At 64.2% G+C, this 19590-nt stretch carries 13 protein-coding genes; 2 read left to right on the top strand and 11 right to left on the bottom strand.

Annotated features, from left to right (window positions below):
• Positions 1–4: 4 nt before the first annotated feature.
• Both rplC and rpsJ read right to left on the bottom strand, forming a co-directional pair.
• Positions 5–646 (bottom strand): 50S ribosomal protein L3, encoded by a 642-nt coding sequence (rplC, locus tag FHS47_RS01470; RefSeq protein ID WP_072322771.1) that lies wholly within the window; start codon positions 644–646, stop codon positions 5–7.
• Between the two features lie 20 nt (positions 647–666).
• A complete protein-coding gene (rpsJ, locus tag FHS47_RS01465) occupies positions 667–978 on the bottom strand; it encodes a 30S ribosomal protein S10 (RefSeq protein WP_014402136.1) in 312 nt (103 codons plus the stop codon).
• Positions 979–1576: 598 nt separating this feature from the next.
• Here rpsJ and FHS47_RS01460 point away from each other — a divergent pair.
• On the top strand, positions 1577–3166 hold the full coding sequence (locus FHS47_RS01460; RefSeq protein WP_167022092.1) for a M56 family metallopeptidase: 1590 nt from the start codon (positions 1577–1579) through the stop codon (positions 3164–3166).
• An 89-nt stretch (positions 3167–3255) separates the two neighbouring features.
• A complete protein-coding gene (locus FHS47_RS01455; RefSeq protein ID WP_167022090.1) occupies positions 3256–4341 on the top strand; it encodes a DUF6351 family protein in 1086 nt (361 codons plus the stop codon).
• A 91-nt stretch (positions 4342–4432) separates the two neighbouring features.
• On the opposite strand, the gene tuf is transcribed toward FHS47_RS01455, so the two are convergent.
• The 9 genes from tuf to rplA all read right to left on the bottom strand — a co-directional run bounded on the left by tuf (position 4433) and on the right by rplA (position 19588).
• Positions 4433–5623, bottom strand: coding sequence for an elongation factor Tu (gene tuf / locus FHS47_RS01450; protein WP_167022088.1), 1191 nt, complete (start codon positions 5621–5623; stop codon positions 4433–4435).
• A 48-nt stretch (positions 5624–5671) separates the two neighbouring features.
• The gene (gene fusA, locus FHS47_RS01445; RefSeq protein WP_167022086.1) at positions 5672–7801 is read right to left on the bottom strand and encodes an elongation factor G; all 2130 of its coding nucleotides are present in this window, start codon (positions 7799–7801) and stop codon (positions 5672–5674) included.
• A 26-nt stretch (positions 7802–7827) separates the two neighbouring features.
• The gene (rpsG, locus tag FHS47_RS01440) at positions 7828–8295 is read right to left on the bottom strand and encodes a 30S ribosomal protein S7 (RefSeq protein ID WP_036115503.1); all 468 of its coding nucleotides are present in this window, start codon (positions 8293–8295) and stop codon (positions 7828–7830) included.
• Positions 8296–8311: 16 nt separating this feature from the next.
• Positions 8312–8686 (bottom strand): 30S ribosomal protein S12, encoded by a 375-nt coding sequence (rpsL, locus tag FHS47_RS01435; protein ID WP_036115505.1) that lies wholly within the window; start codon positions 8684–8686, stop codon positions 8312–8314.
• A 173-nt stretch (positions 8687–8859) separates the two neighbouring features.
• A complete protein-coding gene (gene rpoC, locus FHS47_RS01430) occupies positions 8860–13071 on the bottom strand; it encodes a DNA-directed RNA polymerase subunit beta' (protein WP_167022084.1) in 4212 nt (1403 codons plus the stop codon).
• A gap of 25 nt (positions 13072–13096) precedes the next feature.
• A complete protein-coding gene (gene rpoB, locus FHS47_RS01425) occupies positions 13097–17266 on the bottom strand; it encodes a DNA-directed RNA polymerase subunit beta (RefSeq protein WP_167022082.1) in 4170 nt (1389 codons plus the stop codon).
• Between the two features lie 325 nt (positions 17267–17591).
• Positions 17592–17966 (bottom strand): 50S ribosomal protein L7/L12, encoded by a 375-nt coding sequence (gene rplL / locus FHS47_RS01420; RefSeq protein ID WP_072324088.1) that lies wholly within the window; start codon positions 17964–17966, stop codon positions 17592–17594.
• A 46-nt stretch (positions 17967–18012) separates the two neighbouring features.
• Positions 18013–18537: a 50S ribosomal protein L10 gene (rplJ, locus tag FHS47_RS01415; RefSeq protein ID WP_167027509.1), complete on the bottom strand. Its 525-nt coding sequence runs from the start codon at positions 18535–18537 to the stop codon at positions 18013–18015.
• Between the two features lie 343 nt (positions 18538–18880).
• The gene (gene rplA, locus FHS47_RS01410; RefSeq protein WP_167022080.1) at positions 18881–19588 is read right to left on the bottom strand and encodes a 50S ribosomal protein L1; all 708 of its coding nucleotides are present in this window, start codon (positions 19586–19588) and stop codon (positions 18881–18883) included.
• Between the last annotated feature and the right edge of the window lie 2 nt (positions 19589–19590).

The raw sequence follows: 19590 nt of genomic DNA, 5'->3' as shown, positions 1-19590 counted from the left end.
CTCCTCAACCTTTGGTCGTCGGACGGATCACGACGTCGCCACCGGTCGCGCCAGGGACTGCGCCCTTGACCGCGATCAGATGACGCTCGGCGTCGACCTTGACCACTTCCAGGCCCTGCACGGTGCGATTGACCGCACCCATGTGGCCCGCCATCTTCTTGCCAGGGAACACGCGGCCCGGCGTCTGGCGCTGGCCGATCGAGCCCGGGGCGCGATGCGACAGCGAGTTACCGTGCGTGGCGTCGCCCATCTTGAAATGGTGACGCTTGATGGTGCCCTGGAAGCCCTTGCCCTTCGACACGCCGGCGACGTCGACCGTCTGACCGACGGTGAACACGGCTTCGGCGGTGATCTCGGCGCCAACTTCGTACTTGCCTGCGTCGTCCGCGTTGAGGCGGAACTCCCACAGGCCGCGACCCGGCTCAACCTTGGCCTTCGCGTAGTGGCCCTTCGCGGGGGCCGTCAGCAGCGAGGCGCGCTTCGCGCCAGCCGTGACCTGCACCGCGCTGTAGCCGTCGTTTTCTTCGGTCTTCACCTGCGTCACGCGATTCGGGGTCGCTTCAATCAGCGTCACCGGAATCGAGCGGCCGTCTTCGGTGAAGAGCCGGCTCATGCCGCACTTGCGGCCAACCAGTCCGATACTCATCTTCGTATCCTTTAGTCCGCTCAACCGAGCTTGATCTGCACGTCGACGCCGGCGGCGAGATCGAGCTTCATGAGCGCGTCCACGGTCTTGTCGTTGGGGTCGACGATGTCCAGAACGCGCTTGTGGGTACGGGTCTCGTACTGGTCGCGGGCATCTTTGTCGACGTGCGGCGACACCAGAATGGTGTAGCGCTCGATCTTGGTCGGCAGCGGGATCGGGCCGAGGACCGTAGCGCCGGTGCGCTTGGCCGTCTCGACGATTTCGCTGGCCGAACGGTCGATCAGACGATGATCGAACGCCTTGAGCCGGATGCGAATCTTTTGGTTCGCCATAAAACCGTGTCCTGTTATCGAAAGAACGTTCTTGTGATTCGGAGGGGCTTCTCGCCACCCCGCACAACCCAGATTGCTAACTACGGGTACTGCAACGGGCCGCTCTGGAGCGGCAAGACGCCACCCGGAACGACCCGAAAAAGTCAGGCAGGCCGCAAAAACGGCCTGCCTAGACAGAAAAGTATAGAATACGCAACAACATGGGTCAACAGAGCTTGCGCCCCGCGGCCCGTCGGTACCCTATTCGGCATTCTTGCCTGCGAACTCGAAGCACATTCCTTGCGCCTCATTTCGCGTGGTCCGGGGCGTTTTTGCGGCACCCGGGAGTCTTAGCCAGCGGAGTATAGCGGCGGCGGCGAGAGAATGGAAGTCTCTGAGCGAACAGATCCATCTACTATTTGCATAGTTGACTTACGGCCGCCAGCCGGGTAACTACTATACTCATAGTAGTAGTAAGAGGCCCGGGCATGACGATCTCACCGACCGATCGAAAAGCGAACGTCGCACACGTGTCGTGCATAAACCCCGAGGCCTTTCCCGAAGCAGGTTCGCCTCGGCCGGCGACACCTGGTCCGCGTTCCGGCAAGGATGAAATCGCGTGATCGCCTGGATGCTCTACGCCCTGTTGGTAGGGCTTGCGCTGGCTGCCGCCGCGTTCATGGCCGAACGGGCCGCCAAAGGCCGCGGCGCGCCAACGAGGTGGGCGTGGCTTGTGTCCATGCTCGGCTCGCTGGCACTGCCGGTCCTCGTTGCCGGCGCATCGATACGGCTTCCCGACGGTCTCGCGGGCACCGGACCGGGGCCATCGCTGGCGCTGCGTGAGGCAACGTCGATCCGGACGCCGCTTACGCAAATCCACCTCGACGACGTGCCGGTGTACGGACTGTCCGTCAACGCCGACGGCGTCGCCGCGGATCTGTGGATAGCGGCATCGACGCTCATGGTAGTAACGCTCTCCATGGGCATGCTCGTCACGTCGCAGCGCCGACGGGGCTGGCGCAGCGCTACGGTATACGGCGAGCGCGTGTGCGTCGCACGCGATACAGGGCCGGCGGTCATCGGGTTCTTTCGCCCGCACATCGTCGTGCCCGAGTGGCTACTCGGGATGAGCCCCGTGCAACAGGGCCACGCACTGGCGCACGAACGCTCGCACCTGGAAGCCCGCGACCCTCTCGTCATCGCCGTCGCACTGGCTGTGCTGACGCTCATGCCGTGGAACGGGTTGCTCTGGTGGCAGTTTCACCGACTGCGTCGCGCCATCGAGATGGATTGCGACGCGCGGGTCATTCGCAGCGGATGCGACGTTTCCGCGTACTGTGAAACACTGCTCCACGTGGGCCAGCAGAGATCGAAACACATCCCATGGCTCCCCGCGATGAGCGACTCGGTCTCGTTTCTCGAGCTGCGCATTCGCCAGATGCTGCGCAGGCCGGGTAAATGGGTGCGGGGATCCACCGTGGCATTGCTGTGTCTTTCGCTCGGGATGGCCGTCTTCGCGGCACAGGTGACGCCGCCGAACACCCTCCCCCTGCACGCGCTATCCATGGCGACGCCAAACCGGGGACTGCTCGACCGCTACGTCGGCTTCTACCAGATCAGCCCCATTTCGCTCGTCCATGTGACGCAGGCCGACGGCACCCTTTCGGTCCGTATCACGGGGCAGATGGCCGCGCCGCGCCCCTTCCCACTGGTACATGTCCACGATGACCGGTTTGCGGTGCGAGGAAACGACGCACTAGCCGTACGCTTCGTAACGGATACGTCGGGACGCGCGGTGCGGTTGATCGCTACCCAGGCCGGACGCGTCGTACTCGATCGGCCCCGCATCGATGACGCAACCGCCCTGCGGATCGACGATGCACTCGCCACCCGCATCAAGGCACAGAAGCCATTTCCTGGCAGCGAAAAAGCGTTGCGCCTGCTCCTTGGCGATCCCGATAACAGTGTCGGAATGAGTCCGGAACTCGCTCGCGAACGTCGGGAGCAAAAGGCGGCGCGCGAACGATATCTATCCCGCATCGGCCCGGTGCGGTCCTACGCGTTCACCGGCGTCAACGAATTCGGCTCGGATACCTACCTCGTGCATCGCCAGAACGGCGACGAGACGATCATGCTGGTCGTCGACGAAGACGGCACCCTGGCGAACGCCGTTCGATACTCGCCCATGGCCTCCCCGCCCGACAGCTGATCCTCGACCAGACTGCGCATGTGTCCGCCGGCGGCCACGTCGTGGCCGTGCAGGCGGTGCTGCGCCCTTTCGACCACTGGAGTAGTGAAATGACGTTCAAAGCATTGCGCCACGTTACCGGACTCTGTCTCGCCGCGATCGTGGCCAGCGCCACTGCCTGGCCCACCCATGCCGCGAAGCCCGAGCCTGGGGCCTATACCGGGAAGCTGCAGGACGCCCTCTATCGCATCGATGTTCCTGCCAACTGGAACGGCGATCTCGTCATGCTGATGCATGGCTACCAGCCCGTGGGTGCACCCATTACTACGCCGATGACGGCCGCCGATCCGACGCCCGTGTTCCTCAAGAAAGGGTTTGCGGTCGCACAGAGCCAGTACGCATCGCAAGGCTGGGCGGTAAGCGACGCCATTGCCGACACAGAGAGACTCCGCCAGCACTTCGTCCGCACGTATGGACAGCCTCCGCATACCTACATCTACGGCTTTTCGCTGGGAGGATTGAGCGCCGCCGCCAGCATCGAACGCTATCCGCATGCCTATAGCGGCGCAATGATCACCTGCGGGCTGACGGTGTCCACCCCGGACTTCCTGGCTCGCGGCGTCGTGACGCCACTCGTGGCATTTGACGCCCTGATACCGGGCGTCATTCCCGACGTGGCGGCACCCGATTCCCCGCCGGCGATTTCGCCCGACGCCATCGCCAAGGCAGTGGAAGCGCATCCGAAGGAGACCGCCGTGCTGGCGAGGCGCCTGGAAGAGAAACCGGAAACGCTACCGACATTGGCACTGTATTACATGGCATTTCGCGAAATCGAAACGCGTGCAGGCGGGATGCCTGTCGACAATCGCAAGGAGTTCTACAAGGGTTTCGGCGACGACGTGGCATTCAATCGCCATGTGCGCCGCTACGGTGCCGCGCCGAAAGCCGCGGAGTACGCCAGGAACAACGTCACCTTGACAGGCCGCATCGAGATCCCGCTCGTGATGCAGTGGAATGCATTCGACCCCACCATCCCATCCCGATTCCACGGGGTCTACCCTGCTCAGGTGAAAGCGGCGGGCGCCGCGAAGTGGCTTACCGTGCTTGCCCCTGTCGGCGATGGTCATTGCGACTTCACCGACGGCCAGACGGCCGCGGCGTTCGACACGTTGGTGCGCAAGGCCGGCGCCGACTGACGGGGCGCGGCAGTCCTCGCAATTGCGCGGCGAAATAAAAAAGGCGAGGGCTTGCGCCCTCGCCTTTTCATTTCCCCGAAGGGAATGTTGCTTACGCGATGACCTTCGACACCACGCCGGCGCCGACGGTACGGCCGCCTTCGCGGATGGCGAAGCGCAGGCCGTCGTCCATGGCGATCGGGTGGATCAGCGTGACCGACATCTTCACGTTGTCGCCCGGCATCACCATCTCGACGCCTTCCGGCAGCTTCACGGCGCCGGTGACGTCCGTGGTGCGGAAGTAGAACTGCGGACGGTAGTTGTTGAAGAACGGGGTGTGACGGCCGCCCTCGTCCTTCGACAGCACGTACACTTCGGCTTCGAACTGGGTGTGCGGCTTGATCGAACCCGGCTTGGCCAGCACCTGGCCGCGCTGGACGTCGTCGCGCTTCAGACCGCGGAGCAGCAGACCGGCGTTGTCGCCCGCCTGACCCTGGTCGAGAAGCTTGCGGAACATCTCGACGCCCGTGACCGTGGTCTTCTGGGTGTCGCGGATGCCGACGACTTCGATTTCGTCACCCACCTTGATGACGCCACGCTCGATACGGCCCGTGACGACGGTGCCGCGGCCCGAGATCGAGAACACGTCTTCCACCGGCATCAGGAAGGTCTTGTCCACGTCGCGTTCCGGCGTCGGGATGTAGGTGTCCAGAGCGTCGACGAGGTTGATGATCGCCGGCACGCCGATCTCCGACTGGTCGCCTTCCAGCGCCAGGCGGGCCGAGCCCTTGATGATCGGGGTGTCGTCGCCCGGGAAGTCGTACTTCGACAGCAGTTCGCGGACTTCCATCTCGACGAGCTCCATGAGCTCGGCGTCGTCGACCATGTCGGCCTTGTTCAGGAACACCACGATGTACGGCACGCCCACCTGACGCGAGAGCAGGATGTGCTCGCGGGTCTGCGGCATCGGGCCGTCAGCGGCCGAGCACACCAGGATCGCGCCGTCCATTTGGGCGGCACCGGTGATCATGTTCTTGACGTAGTCGGCGTGCCCCGGGCAGTCGACGTGGGCGTAGTGGCGGGTGGCCGATTCGTATTCCACGTGGGCCGTGGAGATCGTGATGCCGCGCGCCTTTTCTTCCGGCGCCGCGTCGATCGAACCGTAGTCCTTGAATTCGCCACCGAAGCGCTCGGCACCGACCTTCGTCAGCGCGGCCGTCAGCGTGGTCTTACCGTGATCGACGTGACCGATGGTGCCGACGTTGACGTGCGGCTTGTTACGCTCGAACTTACCCTTTGCCATGACTCTGAACCTCTAAAAGAACGTTATGTGTTGAAGAAGAAGCCCTTATCAGGACTTCTTCATGACCTCGTCGGCGATGTTCTTCGGTGCCGGCTCGTAATGGTCGAATTCCATCGTGAACGTGGCGCGGCCCTGGGTCTGCGAACGCAGCGAGGTCGCGTAACCGAACATTTCGCCCAGCGGAATCATCGCGTTGACGGTCTTGCCCGACGGCGTTTCTTCCTGGCCGGTGAGCATGCCGCGACGACGGCTGATGTCGCCCATGACGTCACCAACATAGTCTTCCGGCGTGACGACCTCGACCTTCATGATCGGCTCGAGCAGCACCGGGTTCGCCTTCGCAAAGCCCTGCTTGAACGCCATCGAGGCGGCCAGCTTGAACGCCATTTCCGACGAGTCGACGTCGTGGTACGAACCGAAGACGAGCTTGACCTTCACGCCCACGACCGGGAACCCGGCCAGCGGACCGGCGGTGATCGTCTCGCGCAGGCCCTTTTCGACCGACGGGATGAATTCCTTCGGAATCACGCCGCCCGTGATGTCGTTGATGAAGAGGAAGTCGTCCTTGATGGACGCTGCGATCTTCTCGTCGGCACGGTCGGCATCGGAAATCGGGGACATTTCGATCACGACGTGACCGTACTGACCCTTACCGCCCGACTGCTTGGCGTGCTTGTAATCCGACTTGACGTCCGAAGCCTGGATCGTTTCGCGGTAAGCCACCTGCGGCTTGCCCACGTTGGCCTCGACGTTGAACTCGCGCTTCATGCGGTCCACCAGGATGTCCAGGTGAAGCTCGCCCATGCCCGAGATGATCGTCTGGCCCGACTCTTCGTCCGTGCGAACGCGGAACGACGGATCTTCCGCGGCCAGACGGCCGAGGGCGATACCCATCTTTTCCTGGTCCGACTTGGTCTTCGGCTCGACCGCCATCGAGATCACCGGCTCGGGGAACGACATGCGCTCGAGCGTGATGATGTGGTCCTGCGCGCACAGCGTGTCACCGGTCGTGACGTCCTTCAGGCCAACCGCCGCGGCGATATCGCCGGCGCGGACTTCCTTCAGCTCGTGACGCTCGTTGGCGTGCATCTGCAGGATGCGGCCGATGCGCTCCTTCTTCGACTTGACCGGGTTGTACACCTGGTCACCGGCGTTCAGCGTGCCCGAGTAGACACGGAAGAACGTCAGCGCGCCGACGAAGGGGTCGGTCATGATCTTGAACGCGAGCGCCGAGAACGGAGCGTCGTCCTTGGCCGGACGGGTATCCGGCTGCTCGTCTTCGTTCACGCCCTCGACCGGCGGACGGTCGATCGGCGACGGGAGCAGATTCACGACCGCGTCGAGCATGGCCTGCACGCCCTTGTTCTTGAACGCGGTGCCGCAGTAGACCGGAATGATCTCGCTCTTCAGCGTGCGCAGGCGCAGGCCTTCGATGATCTCGGCCTCGGTCAGCTCTTCGCCACCCAGGTACTTGTCCATCATCTCTTCCGTGGCTTCCGCCGCGGCTTCGATCATGGCCGTACGACCTTCCTCGGCCTTCGCCTGGAGCTCGGCCGGGATGTCGACGTATTCGAACTTCATGCCCTGGGACTCCATGTCCCACTTGATGGCCTTCATCTTGAGGAGGTCGACGACGCCTTCGAAGTTGTCTTCGGCACCGATCGGCACCTGCATCGGCACCGGATTGGCGGCGAGGCGGGCCTTCAGCTGGTCGACGACCTTGTAGAAGTTCGCACCGGTGCGGTCCATCTTGTTGACGAACGCAAGGCGCGGAACCTTGTACCGGTTGGCCTGGCGCCACACGGTTTCCGACTGCGGCTGCACGCCACCCACGGCGCAGAGCACGAACACCGCACCGTCGAGCACGCGGAGCGAACGCTCCACTTCGATGGTGAAGTCGACGTGTCCCGGGGTATCGATGATGTTGAAGCGGTGCTCGGGCAGCGAACGGTCCATGCCCTTCCAGAACGCCGTGGTGGCGGCGGAAGTGATGGTGATGCCGCGCTCCTGCTCCTGCTCCATCCAGTCCATCGTCGCCGCACCGTCGTGCACCTCGCCAATCTTATGACTGACACCGGTGTAGAACAGGATGCGCTCCGTGGTCGTGGTCTTGCCGGCATCGATGTGAGCCATGATGCCGAAGTTGCGGTAGCGCTCGATGGGAGTGGTGCGTGCCACGGTCTTTCCTCAATCTGAAGCTGTATTTACCAGCGGTAATGCGAGAAGGCCTTGTTGGCCTCTGCCATGCGGTGCGTTTCTTCGCGCTTCTTGACGGCGCCGCCACGGGATTCCGAGGCTTCCAGGAGTTCGGCGGCCAGCTTGCGCGGCATGGACGTCTCGCCGCGCTTGCGCGCTGCGTCGATCACCCAGCGCATGGCGAGGGCCATGCGGCGACCCGGACGAACTTCGACCGGCACCTGGTACGTGGCACCGCCGACGCGGCGGGACTTCACCTCGACGGCCGGAGCGATATTGCCCAGGGCCTTCTCGACGAGCTGCACCGGCTCGGCGTGCTTTTCACCGATGTGCTGCAGGGCGCCGTAGACGATCGACTCGGCGACGGACTTCTTGCCGGACTTCATCACCATGTTGATGAAGCGGGCGATCAGCTGGCTTCCGTGCTTCGGGTCCGGGAGGACGACACGGGCGGGATGGGAACCTTTACGCGACATAATTCTTGTCCTTTACTCAGCTCTTCGGGCGCTTGGCGCCGTACTTCGAGCGCGACTTGCGACGCTTGGTCACGCCGGCGCAGTCGAGACTGCCGCGAACCGTGTGGTAACGCACACCCGGGAGATCCTTGACGCGACCGCCGCGGATCAGGACCACCGAGTGCTCCTGAAGATTGTGACCTTCGCCACCGATGTAGCTGATGACTTCGAAACCGTTGGTCAGGCGCACCTTGGCAACCTTACGCAGGGCCGAGTTCGGCTTCTTCGGGGTGGTCGTATAAACGCGCGTGCACACCCCGCGGCGCTGCGGGCTGCTCTGCAGGGCCGGCGAGGCGCTCTTGTACGCCTTCGGGCTGCGGGATTTGCGCACCAACTGGTTGACTGTCGTCATGCGAAGCTATTCCTGAGAAACATAAAGGCAGACCGATAGATCGGCCCGCCAGAGAAGCGTTGTTGACGTGCGTGGCCCGCGAAAGCGGGCTGCGCCCATCGTCCCTGAATCCGAACACGAGGCGCTTCCCTGCGCCTCATTTCGTATGTACGAGCAAAACCCGCGTACGGGCCTTACTCGGCGCTATCGTTGGACCCGGCGGGAGCCTCTTCGAACGTGACGGCCGGTGCCGAACCCGAGAGGGTTTCGAGCTCCGAGGCCGTCAGGCCGCCCTGGCTACGACGCGAAGCGTGGTATGCCAGGCCCGTACCCGCAGGGATTAGCCGCCCAACAATAACATTTTCCTTCAGGCCCCGCAACGTGTCGCGGGTGCCCCTGACCGCCGCCTCGGTGAGGACGCGGGTGGTCTCCTGGAACGAGGCCGCCGAGATGAACGACTCCGTGGCCAGCGACGCCTTGGTGATGCCCAGCAGGACCGATTCGAACTCGGCACGACGCTCGCCCCGGGCCTCGGCGCGATCGTTCTCCTCGTTGATCCGGACGCGCTCGACCTGCTCGCCGCGGAGGTACGTGCTGTCGCCGGGCTCGGTGATCTCGACCTTGCGGAGCATCTGACGAATGATCGCCTCGATGTGCTTGTCGTTGATCTTCACGCCCTGCAGGCGGTACACGTCCTGGATTTCCTTCACCAGGTACGAGGCCAGCGGCTCGACACCCAGCAGGCGCAGGATGTCGTGCGGATTCGGCTCGCCGTCCACGACGGTTTCGCCCTTCTCCACGTGCTCGCCCTCGAACACGATGACCTGACGCCACTTCGGAATCAGCTCCTCGTGCTCGTTGCCGTCCGCGTCCTTGATGATCAGGCGCTGCTTGCCCTTGGTGTCCTTGCCGAAGCTGACGATGCCCGAACGCTCCGCGAGGATCGCCGGTTCCTTCGGCTTGCGGGCCTCGAACAGGTCGGCCACGCGCGGCAGACCACCGGTGATGTCGCGGGTCTTCGAGGTTTCCTGCGGGATACGGGCAACCACGTCGCCCACGCCCACTTCGGCCCCGTTCTGGATCGACACGATGGCGCCGGCCGGCAGGAAGTACTGGGCCGCGATGTCGGTACCCGGCAGCTTGAGCTCACGGCCCTTGCTGTCTTCCAGGCGGACGATCGGGCGCAGGTCCTTGGCCTGGGTGCCGCGACGCTTCGGATCGGTGACCACCGCCGACTCGAGGCCGGTGAGTTCGTCCGTCTGCGACTGCACGGTCACGCCATCGATGAAGTCGATGAAGCGCACCACGCCCGCCACTTCGGTAACGATCGGGTGGGTATGCGGATCCCAGTTCGCGACGGTCTGGCCGGCCTTCACCGGGTCGCCGTCCTTCACCGTGATGGTCGCACCGTAAGGCACCTTGTAACGCTCGCGCTCGCGACCGTTGGCGTCGATGACGCTCACTTCACCCGAACGCGAGACCGCCACCAGGTGACCCTGCGCGTGCTCGACCGACTTCAGGTTGTTGAACTTCAGCGCACCGGTGGTACGAACCGTGACGTTGTCCACGGCGGCCGCACGGGATGCCGCGCCGCCGATGTGGAACGTACGCATTGTCAGCTGGGTACCCGGCTCGCCGATCGACTGAGCCGCCACCACGCCCACGGCCTCGCCCATGTTGACGAGGTGGCCACGGGCCAGATCGCGACCGTAGCAGAGGGCGCACACACCGTGGCTGGCACGGCAGGTGATGGGCGAACGCACCTTGATCAGCTGCACGCCGGCCTTGTCGAGCTTGTCGACCAGGTATTCGTCGAGCAGCGTGTCGCGCGTGACGATCGGCTGGTCGTCGTCGCCCGGGGCGTAGACGTCTTCCACCACCACGCGACCGAGCACGCGCTCGCGCAGCGGCTCGACCACGTCGCCGCCTTCCACGATCGGGGACATCAGCACGCCGTCTTCCGTGCCGCAATCGTGCTCGGTGATGACGACGTCCTGCGCCACGTCGACGAGACGACGGGTCAGGTAGCCGGAGTTCGCGGTCTTCAACGCGGTATCCGCGAGACCCTTGCGGGCGCCGTGGGTCGAGTTGAAGTACTGCAGGACGTTCAGGCCTTCGCGGAAGTTCGCCTTGATGGGCGTCTCGATGATCGAGCCGTCCGGACGGGCCATCAGACCGCGCATACCCGCCAGCTGGCGAATCTGGGCCGCGCTACCGCGGGCGCCGGAGTCGGCCATGATGTACAGCGAGTTCATGGACTTCTGGTTGACCACGTTGCCGTCGGCGTCGGTGACCTTCTCGGTACCGATGCCGTCGATCATCGCCTTCGCGACCAGTTCATTGGTGCGCGACCAGATGTCGACCACCTTGTTGTAGCGCTCGCCGGCGGTGACAAGACCCGACTGGTACTGCTCCTGGATCTCGACGACTTCCTTCTCGGCCTCTTCGAGGATGCCCTTCTTCTCCGCCGGGATCTTCATGTCGTCGATGCCGATGGAGATACCGGCGCGCGTCGCGAAACGGAAGCCGGTGTACATCAGCTTGTCGGCGAACACGACCGATTCCTTCAGGCCGAGCAGACGATAGCTCTGGTTGATCAGGCGCGAGATGTTCTTCTTGGTCAGTTCCGTGTTGACCAGCGCGAACGGCAGGCCTTCCGGAATGATCTCGGCCAGCAGGGCGCGACCCACCGTGGTGTCGACGAGCGACTGGCGCTCCACGCGCTCGCCGTCCACCGTTTCCACGCTGCGCACGCGCACCTTCACCTTGGCGTGCAGTTCGACGGCACGGTTGTCGTACGCACGACGCACTTCGCCGATGTTCGCGAACACCATGCCGGCGCCCTTCGCGTTGATCAGCTCGCGGGTCATGTAGTACAGACCGAGCACGACGTCCTGCGACGGCACGATGATCGGCTCGCCGTTCGCCGGCGACAGGATGTTGTTCGACGACATCATCAGGGCGCGGGCTTCGAGCTGCGCCTCGATCGACAGCGGCACGTGCACGGCCATCTGGTCACCGTCGAAGTCGGCGTTGAACGCCGTACACACGAGCGGATGCAGCTGGATCGCCTTGCCTTCGATCAGCACCGGCTCGAACGCCTGGATGCCCAGACGGTGCAGCGTCGGCGCACGGTTGAGCATGACCGGGTGCTCGCGGATCACGTCCTCGAGGATGTCCCAGACCTGCGCTTCCTCGCGCTCGACGAGCTTCTTCGCGGCCTTGATGGTCGTGGCTTCGCCACGGGCCTGCAGCTTGGCGAAGATGAAGGGCTTGAACAGTTCGAGCGCCATCTTCTTCGGCAGGCCGCACTGGTGCAAGCGCAGCGTCGGGCCGACCACGATGACCGAACGGCCCGAGTAGTCGACGCGCTTGCCGAGCAGGTTCTGGCGGAAGCGGCCCTGCTTGCCCTTGATCATGTCCGCGAGCGACTTCAGCGCGCGCTTGTTCGTGCCGGTGATGGCACGGCCACGGCGGCCGTTGTCGAGCAGCGCGTCGACCGACTCCTGGAGCATGCGCTTCTCGTTGCGCACGATGATGTCGGGCGCGGCGAGTTCGAGCAGACGCTTCAGGCGGTTGTTGCGGTTGATGACGCGGCGGTACAGGTCGTTGAGGTCGGAGGTCGCGAAGCGGCCGCCGTCCAGCGGAACGAGCGGACGCAGGTCGGGCGGCAGCACCGGCAGGACGGTCATGACCATCCATTCCGGCTTGTTGCCCGACTCCAGGAACGCCTCGATCAGCTTCACGCGCTTGGTGAGGCGCTTCAGCTTGGTCTCGGAGTTGGTGGACGCGATCTCTTCCTTCAGGCGAATGACTTCGCCCGGGAGGTCGAGGCTCTTCAGCAGCTCGTAGACGGCCTCGGCACCCATGCGGGCGTCGAACTCGTCACCGTGCTCCTCGGTGGCTTCCAGGTACTGATCTTCGCTGAGCAGCTGGCCGCGCTCGAGCGCGGTCAGGCCCGGATCGATCACCACAAAGGCCTCGAAGTACAGGATGCGCTCGATGTCGCGCAACGTCATGTCCAGCATGAGGCCGATGCGCGACGGCAGCGACTTCAGGAACCAGATGTGCGCGGTCGGGCTGGCCAGCTCGATGTGGCCCATGCGCTCGCGACGGACCTTGGCCAGGGTGACCTCGGTACCGCACTTCTCGCACACCACGCCGCGATGCTTCATGCGCTTGTACTTGCCGCACAGGCATTCGTAGTCCTTGATGGGACCGAAAATGGCTGCGCAGAACAGGCCGTCACGCTCAGGCTTGAACGTGCGGTAGTTGATCGTTTCCGGCTTCTTCACTTCGCCGTACGACCACGAACGGATCAGCTCCGGCGAAGCCAGAGCGATCTTGATCGCGTCGAAGTCCAGCGTCTGTCGCTGCTGGTTGAACAGATTGAGCAGGTCTTTCATGCGTAATCTCCGGTAGCCGCGACGATCACTTGATCTCTTCGAGCTCGATGTCGATGCCGAGCGAGCGGATTTCCTTCACGAGCACGTTGAAGGATTCCGGCATGCCCGCGGCCATCTCGTGGTTGCCGTCCACAATGTTCTTGTACATCTGGTTGCGGCCCTGCACGTCGTCCGACTTGACGGTCAGCATTTCCTGCAGGGTGTACGCCGCGCCGTAGGCCTCGAGCGCCCAGACTTCCATTTCGCCGAAGCGCTGGCCGCCGAACTGCGCCTTGCCGCCCAGCGGCTGCTGGGTGACGAGCGAGTACGGACCCGTCGAACGCGCGTGCATCTTGTCGTCGACGAGGTGGTTCAGCTTCAGCATGTGCATGTAGCCGACGGTGACGGGGCGATCGAACGCCTCGCCGGTACGGCCGTCGAAGAGCACGGTCTGGCCGGATTCCGGCAGGCCCGCGAGCTTCAGCATGTGCTTGATCTCGGACTCCTCGGCACCGTCGAACACCGGCGTGGCCATCGGCACGCCGTCGCGGAGGTTGTCCGCAAGCGCGACGATCTCCTGGTCGGACATCGACTTGAGGTCGACGTGACGCACCGCGCCTTCCGCACCGGCGTTGCCGTGGTTGTAGACCTCGTCGAGGAACTCGCGCAGCTTCGCCGGCTTCTCGTTGGCCTCGATCATGGCTTCGATCTTGTGGCCAAGGCCCTTCGCCGCCCAGCCGAGGTGAACCTCGAGGATCTGGCCGATGTTCATACGCGAAGGCACGCCCAGCGGGTTCAGCACGATGTCGACCGGACGACCGTCGGCGGAGAACGGCATGTCCTCGACCGGCACGATCATCGACACGACACCCTTGTTGCCGTGGCGGCCGGCCATCTTGTCGCCCGGCTGGATGCGGCGCTTGACGGCCAGGTAGACCTTGACCATCTTGAGCACGCCCGGCGCGAGGTCGTCGCCCTGGGTGATCTTGCCCTGCTTCTCCTTGAAGCGCTTGTCGAAGTTCTCCCTGTGGCGCTTGACCTGCTCGGCCGCACGCTCCAGGAACTCGGAGACTTCCTCTTCCTTGACGTTGATCTTGAACCAGTCGTCCTTCTTCAGGCCGTCGAGGTAGGCGTCGTCGATCGTGGCGCCACGCTTCAGGCCGGCCGGGCCGCTCATGGCGGTCTTGCCGACGAGCTGCGCACGCATACGGGCGTAGATCGCGCCCTCGAGGATGCGGAACTGGTCGTCGAGATCCTTGCGGATGCGCTTCAGTTCGGTCTCTTCGATCTGCTTGGCACGCTTGTCCTTCTCGATGCCGTCGCGGGTGAAGACCTGCACGTCGATGACGTTGCCGTCCATGCCCGGGGGCACGCGCAGCGAACTGTCCTTCACGTCGGAGGCCTTCTCGCCGAAGATCGCGCGGAGCAGCTTCTCTTCCGGCGTGAGCTGGCTCTCGCCCTTCGGCGTGACCTTGCCCACGAGGATGTCGCCAGCCTTCACTTCCGCACCGATGTACACGATGCCGGACTCGTCGAGGCGCGCGAGCGCCTGCTCGCCCACGTTCGGGATGTCGGCCGTGATTTCCTCGGCACCGAGCTTGGTGTCGCGGGCGATGCAGGTCAGTTCCTCGATGTGGATCGAGGTGTAGCGGTCTTCCTGCACCACGCGTTCGGAGATCAGGATCGAGTCTTCGAAGTTGTAGCCGTTCCACGGCATGAACGCGACGAGCATGTTCTGGCCGAGCGCGAGCTCGCCGAGGTCGGTCGAGGAACCGTCCGCCAGCGTGTCGCCCACCGCCACCACGTCGCCCACGTTCACCAGCGGACGCTGGTTGAGGTTGGTGTTCTGGTTGGAACGGGTGTACTTCGTGAGCGTGTAGATGTCGACGCCGGCGTCATCGTCGCCGACCTCGTTCTCGTTCACGCGCACGACGATACGCGCCGCGTCCACCTGGTCGATCACGCCGCCACGACGGGCCGACACGGTCACGCCCGAGTCGCGCGCCACGGCGCGCTCGATGCCGGTGCCGACGAGCGGCTTCTGGCTGCGCAGGGTCGGAACGGCCTGGCGCTGCATGTTCGCGCCCATGAGCGCGCGGTTCGCGTCGTCGTGCTCGAGGAACGGCACGAGCGCCGCCGCGACCGACACGGTCTGCATCGGCGAGACGTCCATGTAGTTGATCTCGGCCGACGGACGCAGCTCCGACTCGCCACGGAAACGGCAGGACACGAAGTCTTCGATGAACTTGCCGTCCTTCGTGAGCGGCGAGTTCGCCTGCGCGATGACGTGGTCGCCCTCTTCGATCGCGGAGAGGTAGTCGACCTTGTCGGTGACCTTGCCGTTCTCGACCTTGCGGTACGGCGTCTCGAGGAAGCCGTAGGCGTTGGTGCGGGCGTACACGGCCAGCGAGTTGATCAGGCCGATGTTCGGGCCTTCCGGGGTCTCGATGGTGCAGACGCGGCCGTAATGCGTGGGATGCACGTCGCGCACTTCGAAGCCGGCGCGCTCACGGGTCAGTCCGCCCGGTCCGAGCGCCGACACGCGGCGCTTGTGGGTCACTTCGGACAGCGGGTTGTTCTGGTCCATGAACTGCGAGAGCTGCGACGAACCGAAGAACTCCTTCACCGCCGCCGCGACGGGCTTGGCGTTGATCAGTTCCTGCGGGGTCAGGCCCTCGGATTCGGCCAGCGACAGGCGCTCGCGAACCGCGCGCTCGACGCGGACGAGACCGATGCGGAAGGTGTTCTCCGCCATTTCGCCGACCGAGCGCACGCGACGGTTGCCCAGGTGGTCGATGTCGTCCACCGTGCCGGTACCGTTGCGGATGTCGATGAGCACGCGCAGCACGTCGAGGATGTCCGACGTCTCGCCCTGCTCGGCCACCAGACGCTGGGATTCTTCTTCCTTGCGCTCGGCGAAGTACTTGTGGTCGTACAGCACGCCCGGACCGATTACGTCCTTGCGGCCGACGCGACGGTTGAACTTCATACGGCCGACAGCCGAGAGGTCGTAGCGGTCGAAGGTGAAGAACAGGTTGAAGAACAGGTTCTGCGCGGCGTCCTTGGTCGGCGGCTCGCCCGGACGCATCATCCGGTAGATTTCGACCAGGGCCTCGAGCTGCGTGCGCGTGTTGTCGATGCGCAGCGTGTTCGAGATGTACGCGCCGCGGTCGAGGTCGTTCACGTAGAGGGTCGGCACCGTTTCGATGCCCGCCTTGCGGAAGCGCTCGAGGTGCTCGAGAGTCAGTTCGTCGTTGGCCGCGGCGATGATTTCGCCCGTGTCCTTGTCCACCATGTCGATGGCCACGATACGGCCCACCGGGTAGTCGTCCGGCACTTCGAGCGTGGCGATCTTCTCGTTGGCGAGCTGGCGAACGTGGCGCGCGGTGATGCGCTTGCCGGCCTCGACCAGCACCTTGCCGTCGACCACGAGGTCGAACGAGAGCGTTTCACCGCGCAGGCGCTCGGCGACGAGGTCGAGGGTGACCCCGCCCTTCTTGCCCAGGTGGAACACGTTGTGCTCGAAGAAGATGCTCAGCATCTCCTCGTTGGTGTAGCCGAGCGCGCGCAGCAGCACCGTCACCGGCAGCTTGCGGCGACGATCGATACGGGTGAACAGCGCGTCCTTCGGGTCGAACTCGAAGTCGAGCCACGAGCCACGGTAAGGAATGACACGGGCCGAGAACAGCAGCTTGCCCGAGCTGTGCGTCTTGCCGCGGTCGTGGTCGAAGAACACGCCCGGCGAACGGTGCAGCTGCGAGACGATGACGCGCTCGGTGCCGTTGATGATGAAGGTGCCGGTCTCGGTCATGAGCGGAATCTCGCCCATGTAGACCTCCTGCTCCTTCACGTACTTCACGGCCTTCTTCGAGGCCGGGCTGTCCTTGTCGTAGATGACCAGGCGGACGGTAGTGCGCAGCGGCGCGCCGAAGGTCATGCCGCGGTTGCGGCACTCGCGCTCGTCGAACGCCGGCTCGCCGAGGCGATAGTCGACGTATTCGAGGGCGGCATTGCCGGAATAGCTGGAAATCGGGAACACCGACTTCAGGGCGGCGTGCAGGCCCTTGTCCTCGCGCGCCTTGGGGTTCACCTGCTCCTGCAGGAATTCCTTGTACGAGTCGGTCTGGATCGTCAGCAGGTTGGGCACGCCCAGCACGGGGGGCCGCTTGCCGAAGTCCTTACGGATGCGCTTCTTCTCGGTAAACGAGTAGGTCATGGTGGGTACCGCCTCGGTTTCATGATGCCGGCCAGGGAGCGCCGGCTAACAGTTAATGAATCGAAAATCGGAGATCGGGATTCGAACCGCGGAGCCCGTGCCGGCGCTCTCGAATCGCGATGTCCCATTTCCGACGGGACACGTGAAACAGTGAATCAGTGAACCGTGAACCGTGAACCGTGAACCGTGAACCGTGAACCGTGAACCGTGAGAACTTACTGTTTACGGTTCACTCTTCACCGCCCGTTCAACGGGCAAAGCCCGGGGGCTTACGCCCCCAGGCTCGCTTGACGCTATGTCGAACAACTGGCGCGCAAGGCGCCGATTACTTGAGTTCGACCGTGGCGCCGGCAGCTTCGAGGTCCTTCTTGAACTTCTCGGCATCTTCCTTCGAGGCCGCTTCCTTCACGACGCCACCGGCCTCGGTGAGGTCCTTGGCTTCCTTCAGGCCCAGGCCGGTGATGGCGCGGACGGCCTTGATCACGTCGACCTTCTTGTCGCCGGCGGACTTCAGGATCACGTCGAACTCGGTCTGCGCTTCGGCAGCCGGGCCAGCGGCAGCAGCCGGGCCAGCGACGGCGACCGGAGCGGCAGCGGAGACGCCGAAGGTGTCTTCGATCGACTTCACCAGCTCCATGATTTCCGTCAGGGACTTGGCCTTGATGGCTTCAACGATCTGTTCGGTGGTCAGGGTGGACATTGTTTCTTACCTTCTGAAATGGGGTTTCGAATGGGAAAAGTCGAGATCAGGCTTCGGCCGGGGCTTCGGCGGCGACTTCGCCACCACCCTGCTTGTCCGCAACGGCCTTGACGGCGCGGGCGAACATCGTGACCGGCTCGGCCAGCACGCGGGCCAGCATGGCCAGGGCCTCTTCGCGGGTCGGCAGCGAAGCCAGCACGTCAACGTGCGCGGCATCGAACAGCTTGCCCTCGATGGAGACGACCTTCGGCTTGAGCTTGTCGTTGGTCTTCGCGAATTCCTTGATCAGGCGGCCAGCGGCGCCCGGTTCCTCGGTCGAGAACGCATAGAGCAGCGGACCGACCAGGGCGTCCTTGACGACCTCGAATTCGGTACCGGCCACGGCGCGGGCAGCGAGCGTGTTCTTGACGACTTTCAGGAACACACCCGACTGGCGGGCCTTCTTGCGCATCTCGGTCATCTGAGAGACCGTGGTGCCCGCGTATTCGGCGGCGACCAAGGAGTGAGCCTTCGCAGCGACTTCTGCCAGCTCGGCGACTACTTCTTGCTTCTGGGAGAGATTTAAAGCCACGTTGCACTCCTCATGTGAACTCCGCTCACGACTCCTGCCGCTTGCGGTCCTGGGCGACATCGTCCTGACATCGGGGATGCACGCATCCCGGGTGGTGGCCTTTCCAGATTCGAAACGAATGCCAGAAGGGGCTGCACCATCTACGCAGGCCGGAGCCTTCAAGGCCTCCGATTAAGCGAACCCGCTTCCGACGACGGCGATTCCTTGCCAACACGAGCTCCCTGCTCGTCGTCGTCGCGCGCTGTCCGCGCCTACGGTCTTTGACGGCTGCCCCGGCATTGCAACCGGGGCTGCCCTCAAAAACGTGCCCTCCGCCGGCATGGCCGGCGAAGGGTCGTAACACTTACTTGGTCGAGGTGTTCACGGTCGAGGTATCGACCGGGACGCCCACGCCCATCGTGCTCGACAGCGACACCTTCTGGATGTACTGACCCTTCGCCGCGGCCGGCTTGGCCTTCAGCAGATCGGCGATCAGCGCATTGAGGTTGTCGGCCAGCTGGGCGGCATCGAAGCTCGCCTTGCCGATGGTGGCGTGGATGATGCCACCCTTGTCGTTGCGGAACTTGACCTGGCCGGCCTTGGCGTTCTTGACGGCCGTGGCGACGTCGGCGGTGACCGAGCCGTCCTTCGGGTTCGGCATGAGGCCGCGGGGACCGAGCACCTGGCCGAGCTTACCGACGACGCGCATGGCGTCCGGCGTGGCGATGACGCGGCCGTAGTTCAGGTCGCCCGCCTGCATCTTCTCGGCGAGGTCGTCCATACCGACGGCGTCGGCGCCGGCCGCGAGAGCGGCGTCTGCCTTTTCACCCGGCGGAACGAACACGGCAACGCGAACGGTCTTGCCGGTGCCGTGCGGCAGCAGCGAGGAACCGCGAACGCCCTGGTCGGACTTCTTGGCGTCGATACCGAGGCGGACGGCGACGTCCACGGATTCGGCGAACTTCGCCTTGGCGTTGTCCTTGACGATCTTCAGCGCCTCGTCGAGACCGTAGGTCTTGCCGGGCTGCACGGCGGCCGTGGCGGCCTTCATACGCTTGGTGAGCTTTGCCATGT

Origin of the sequence: Luteibacter sp. SG786, assembly GCF_011759605.1 — a bacterium.
GTDB lineage: Bacteria > Pseudomonadota > Gammaproteobacteria > Xanthomonadales > Rhodanobacteraceae > Luteibacter.
Note: the sequence above shows the minus strand (reverse complement) of the source record. Positions and strands in the feature narration are given on the sequence as shown.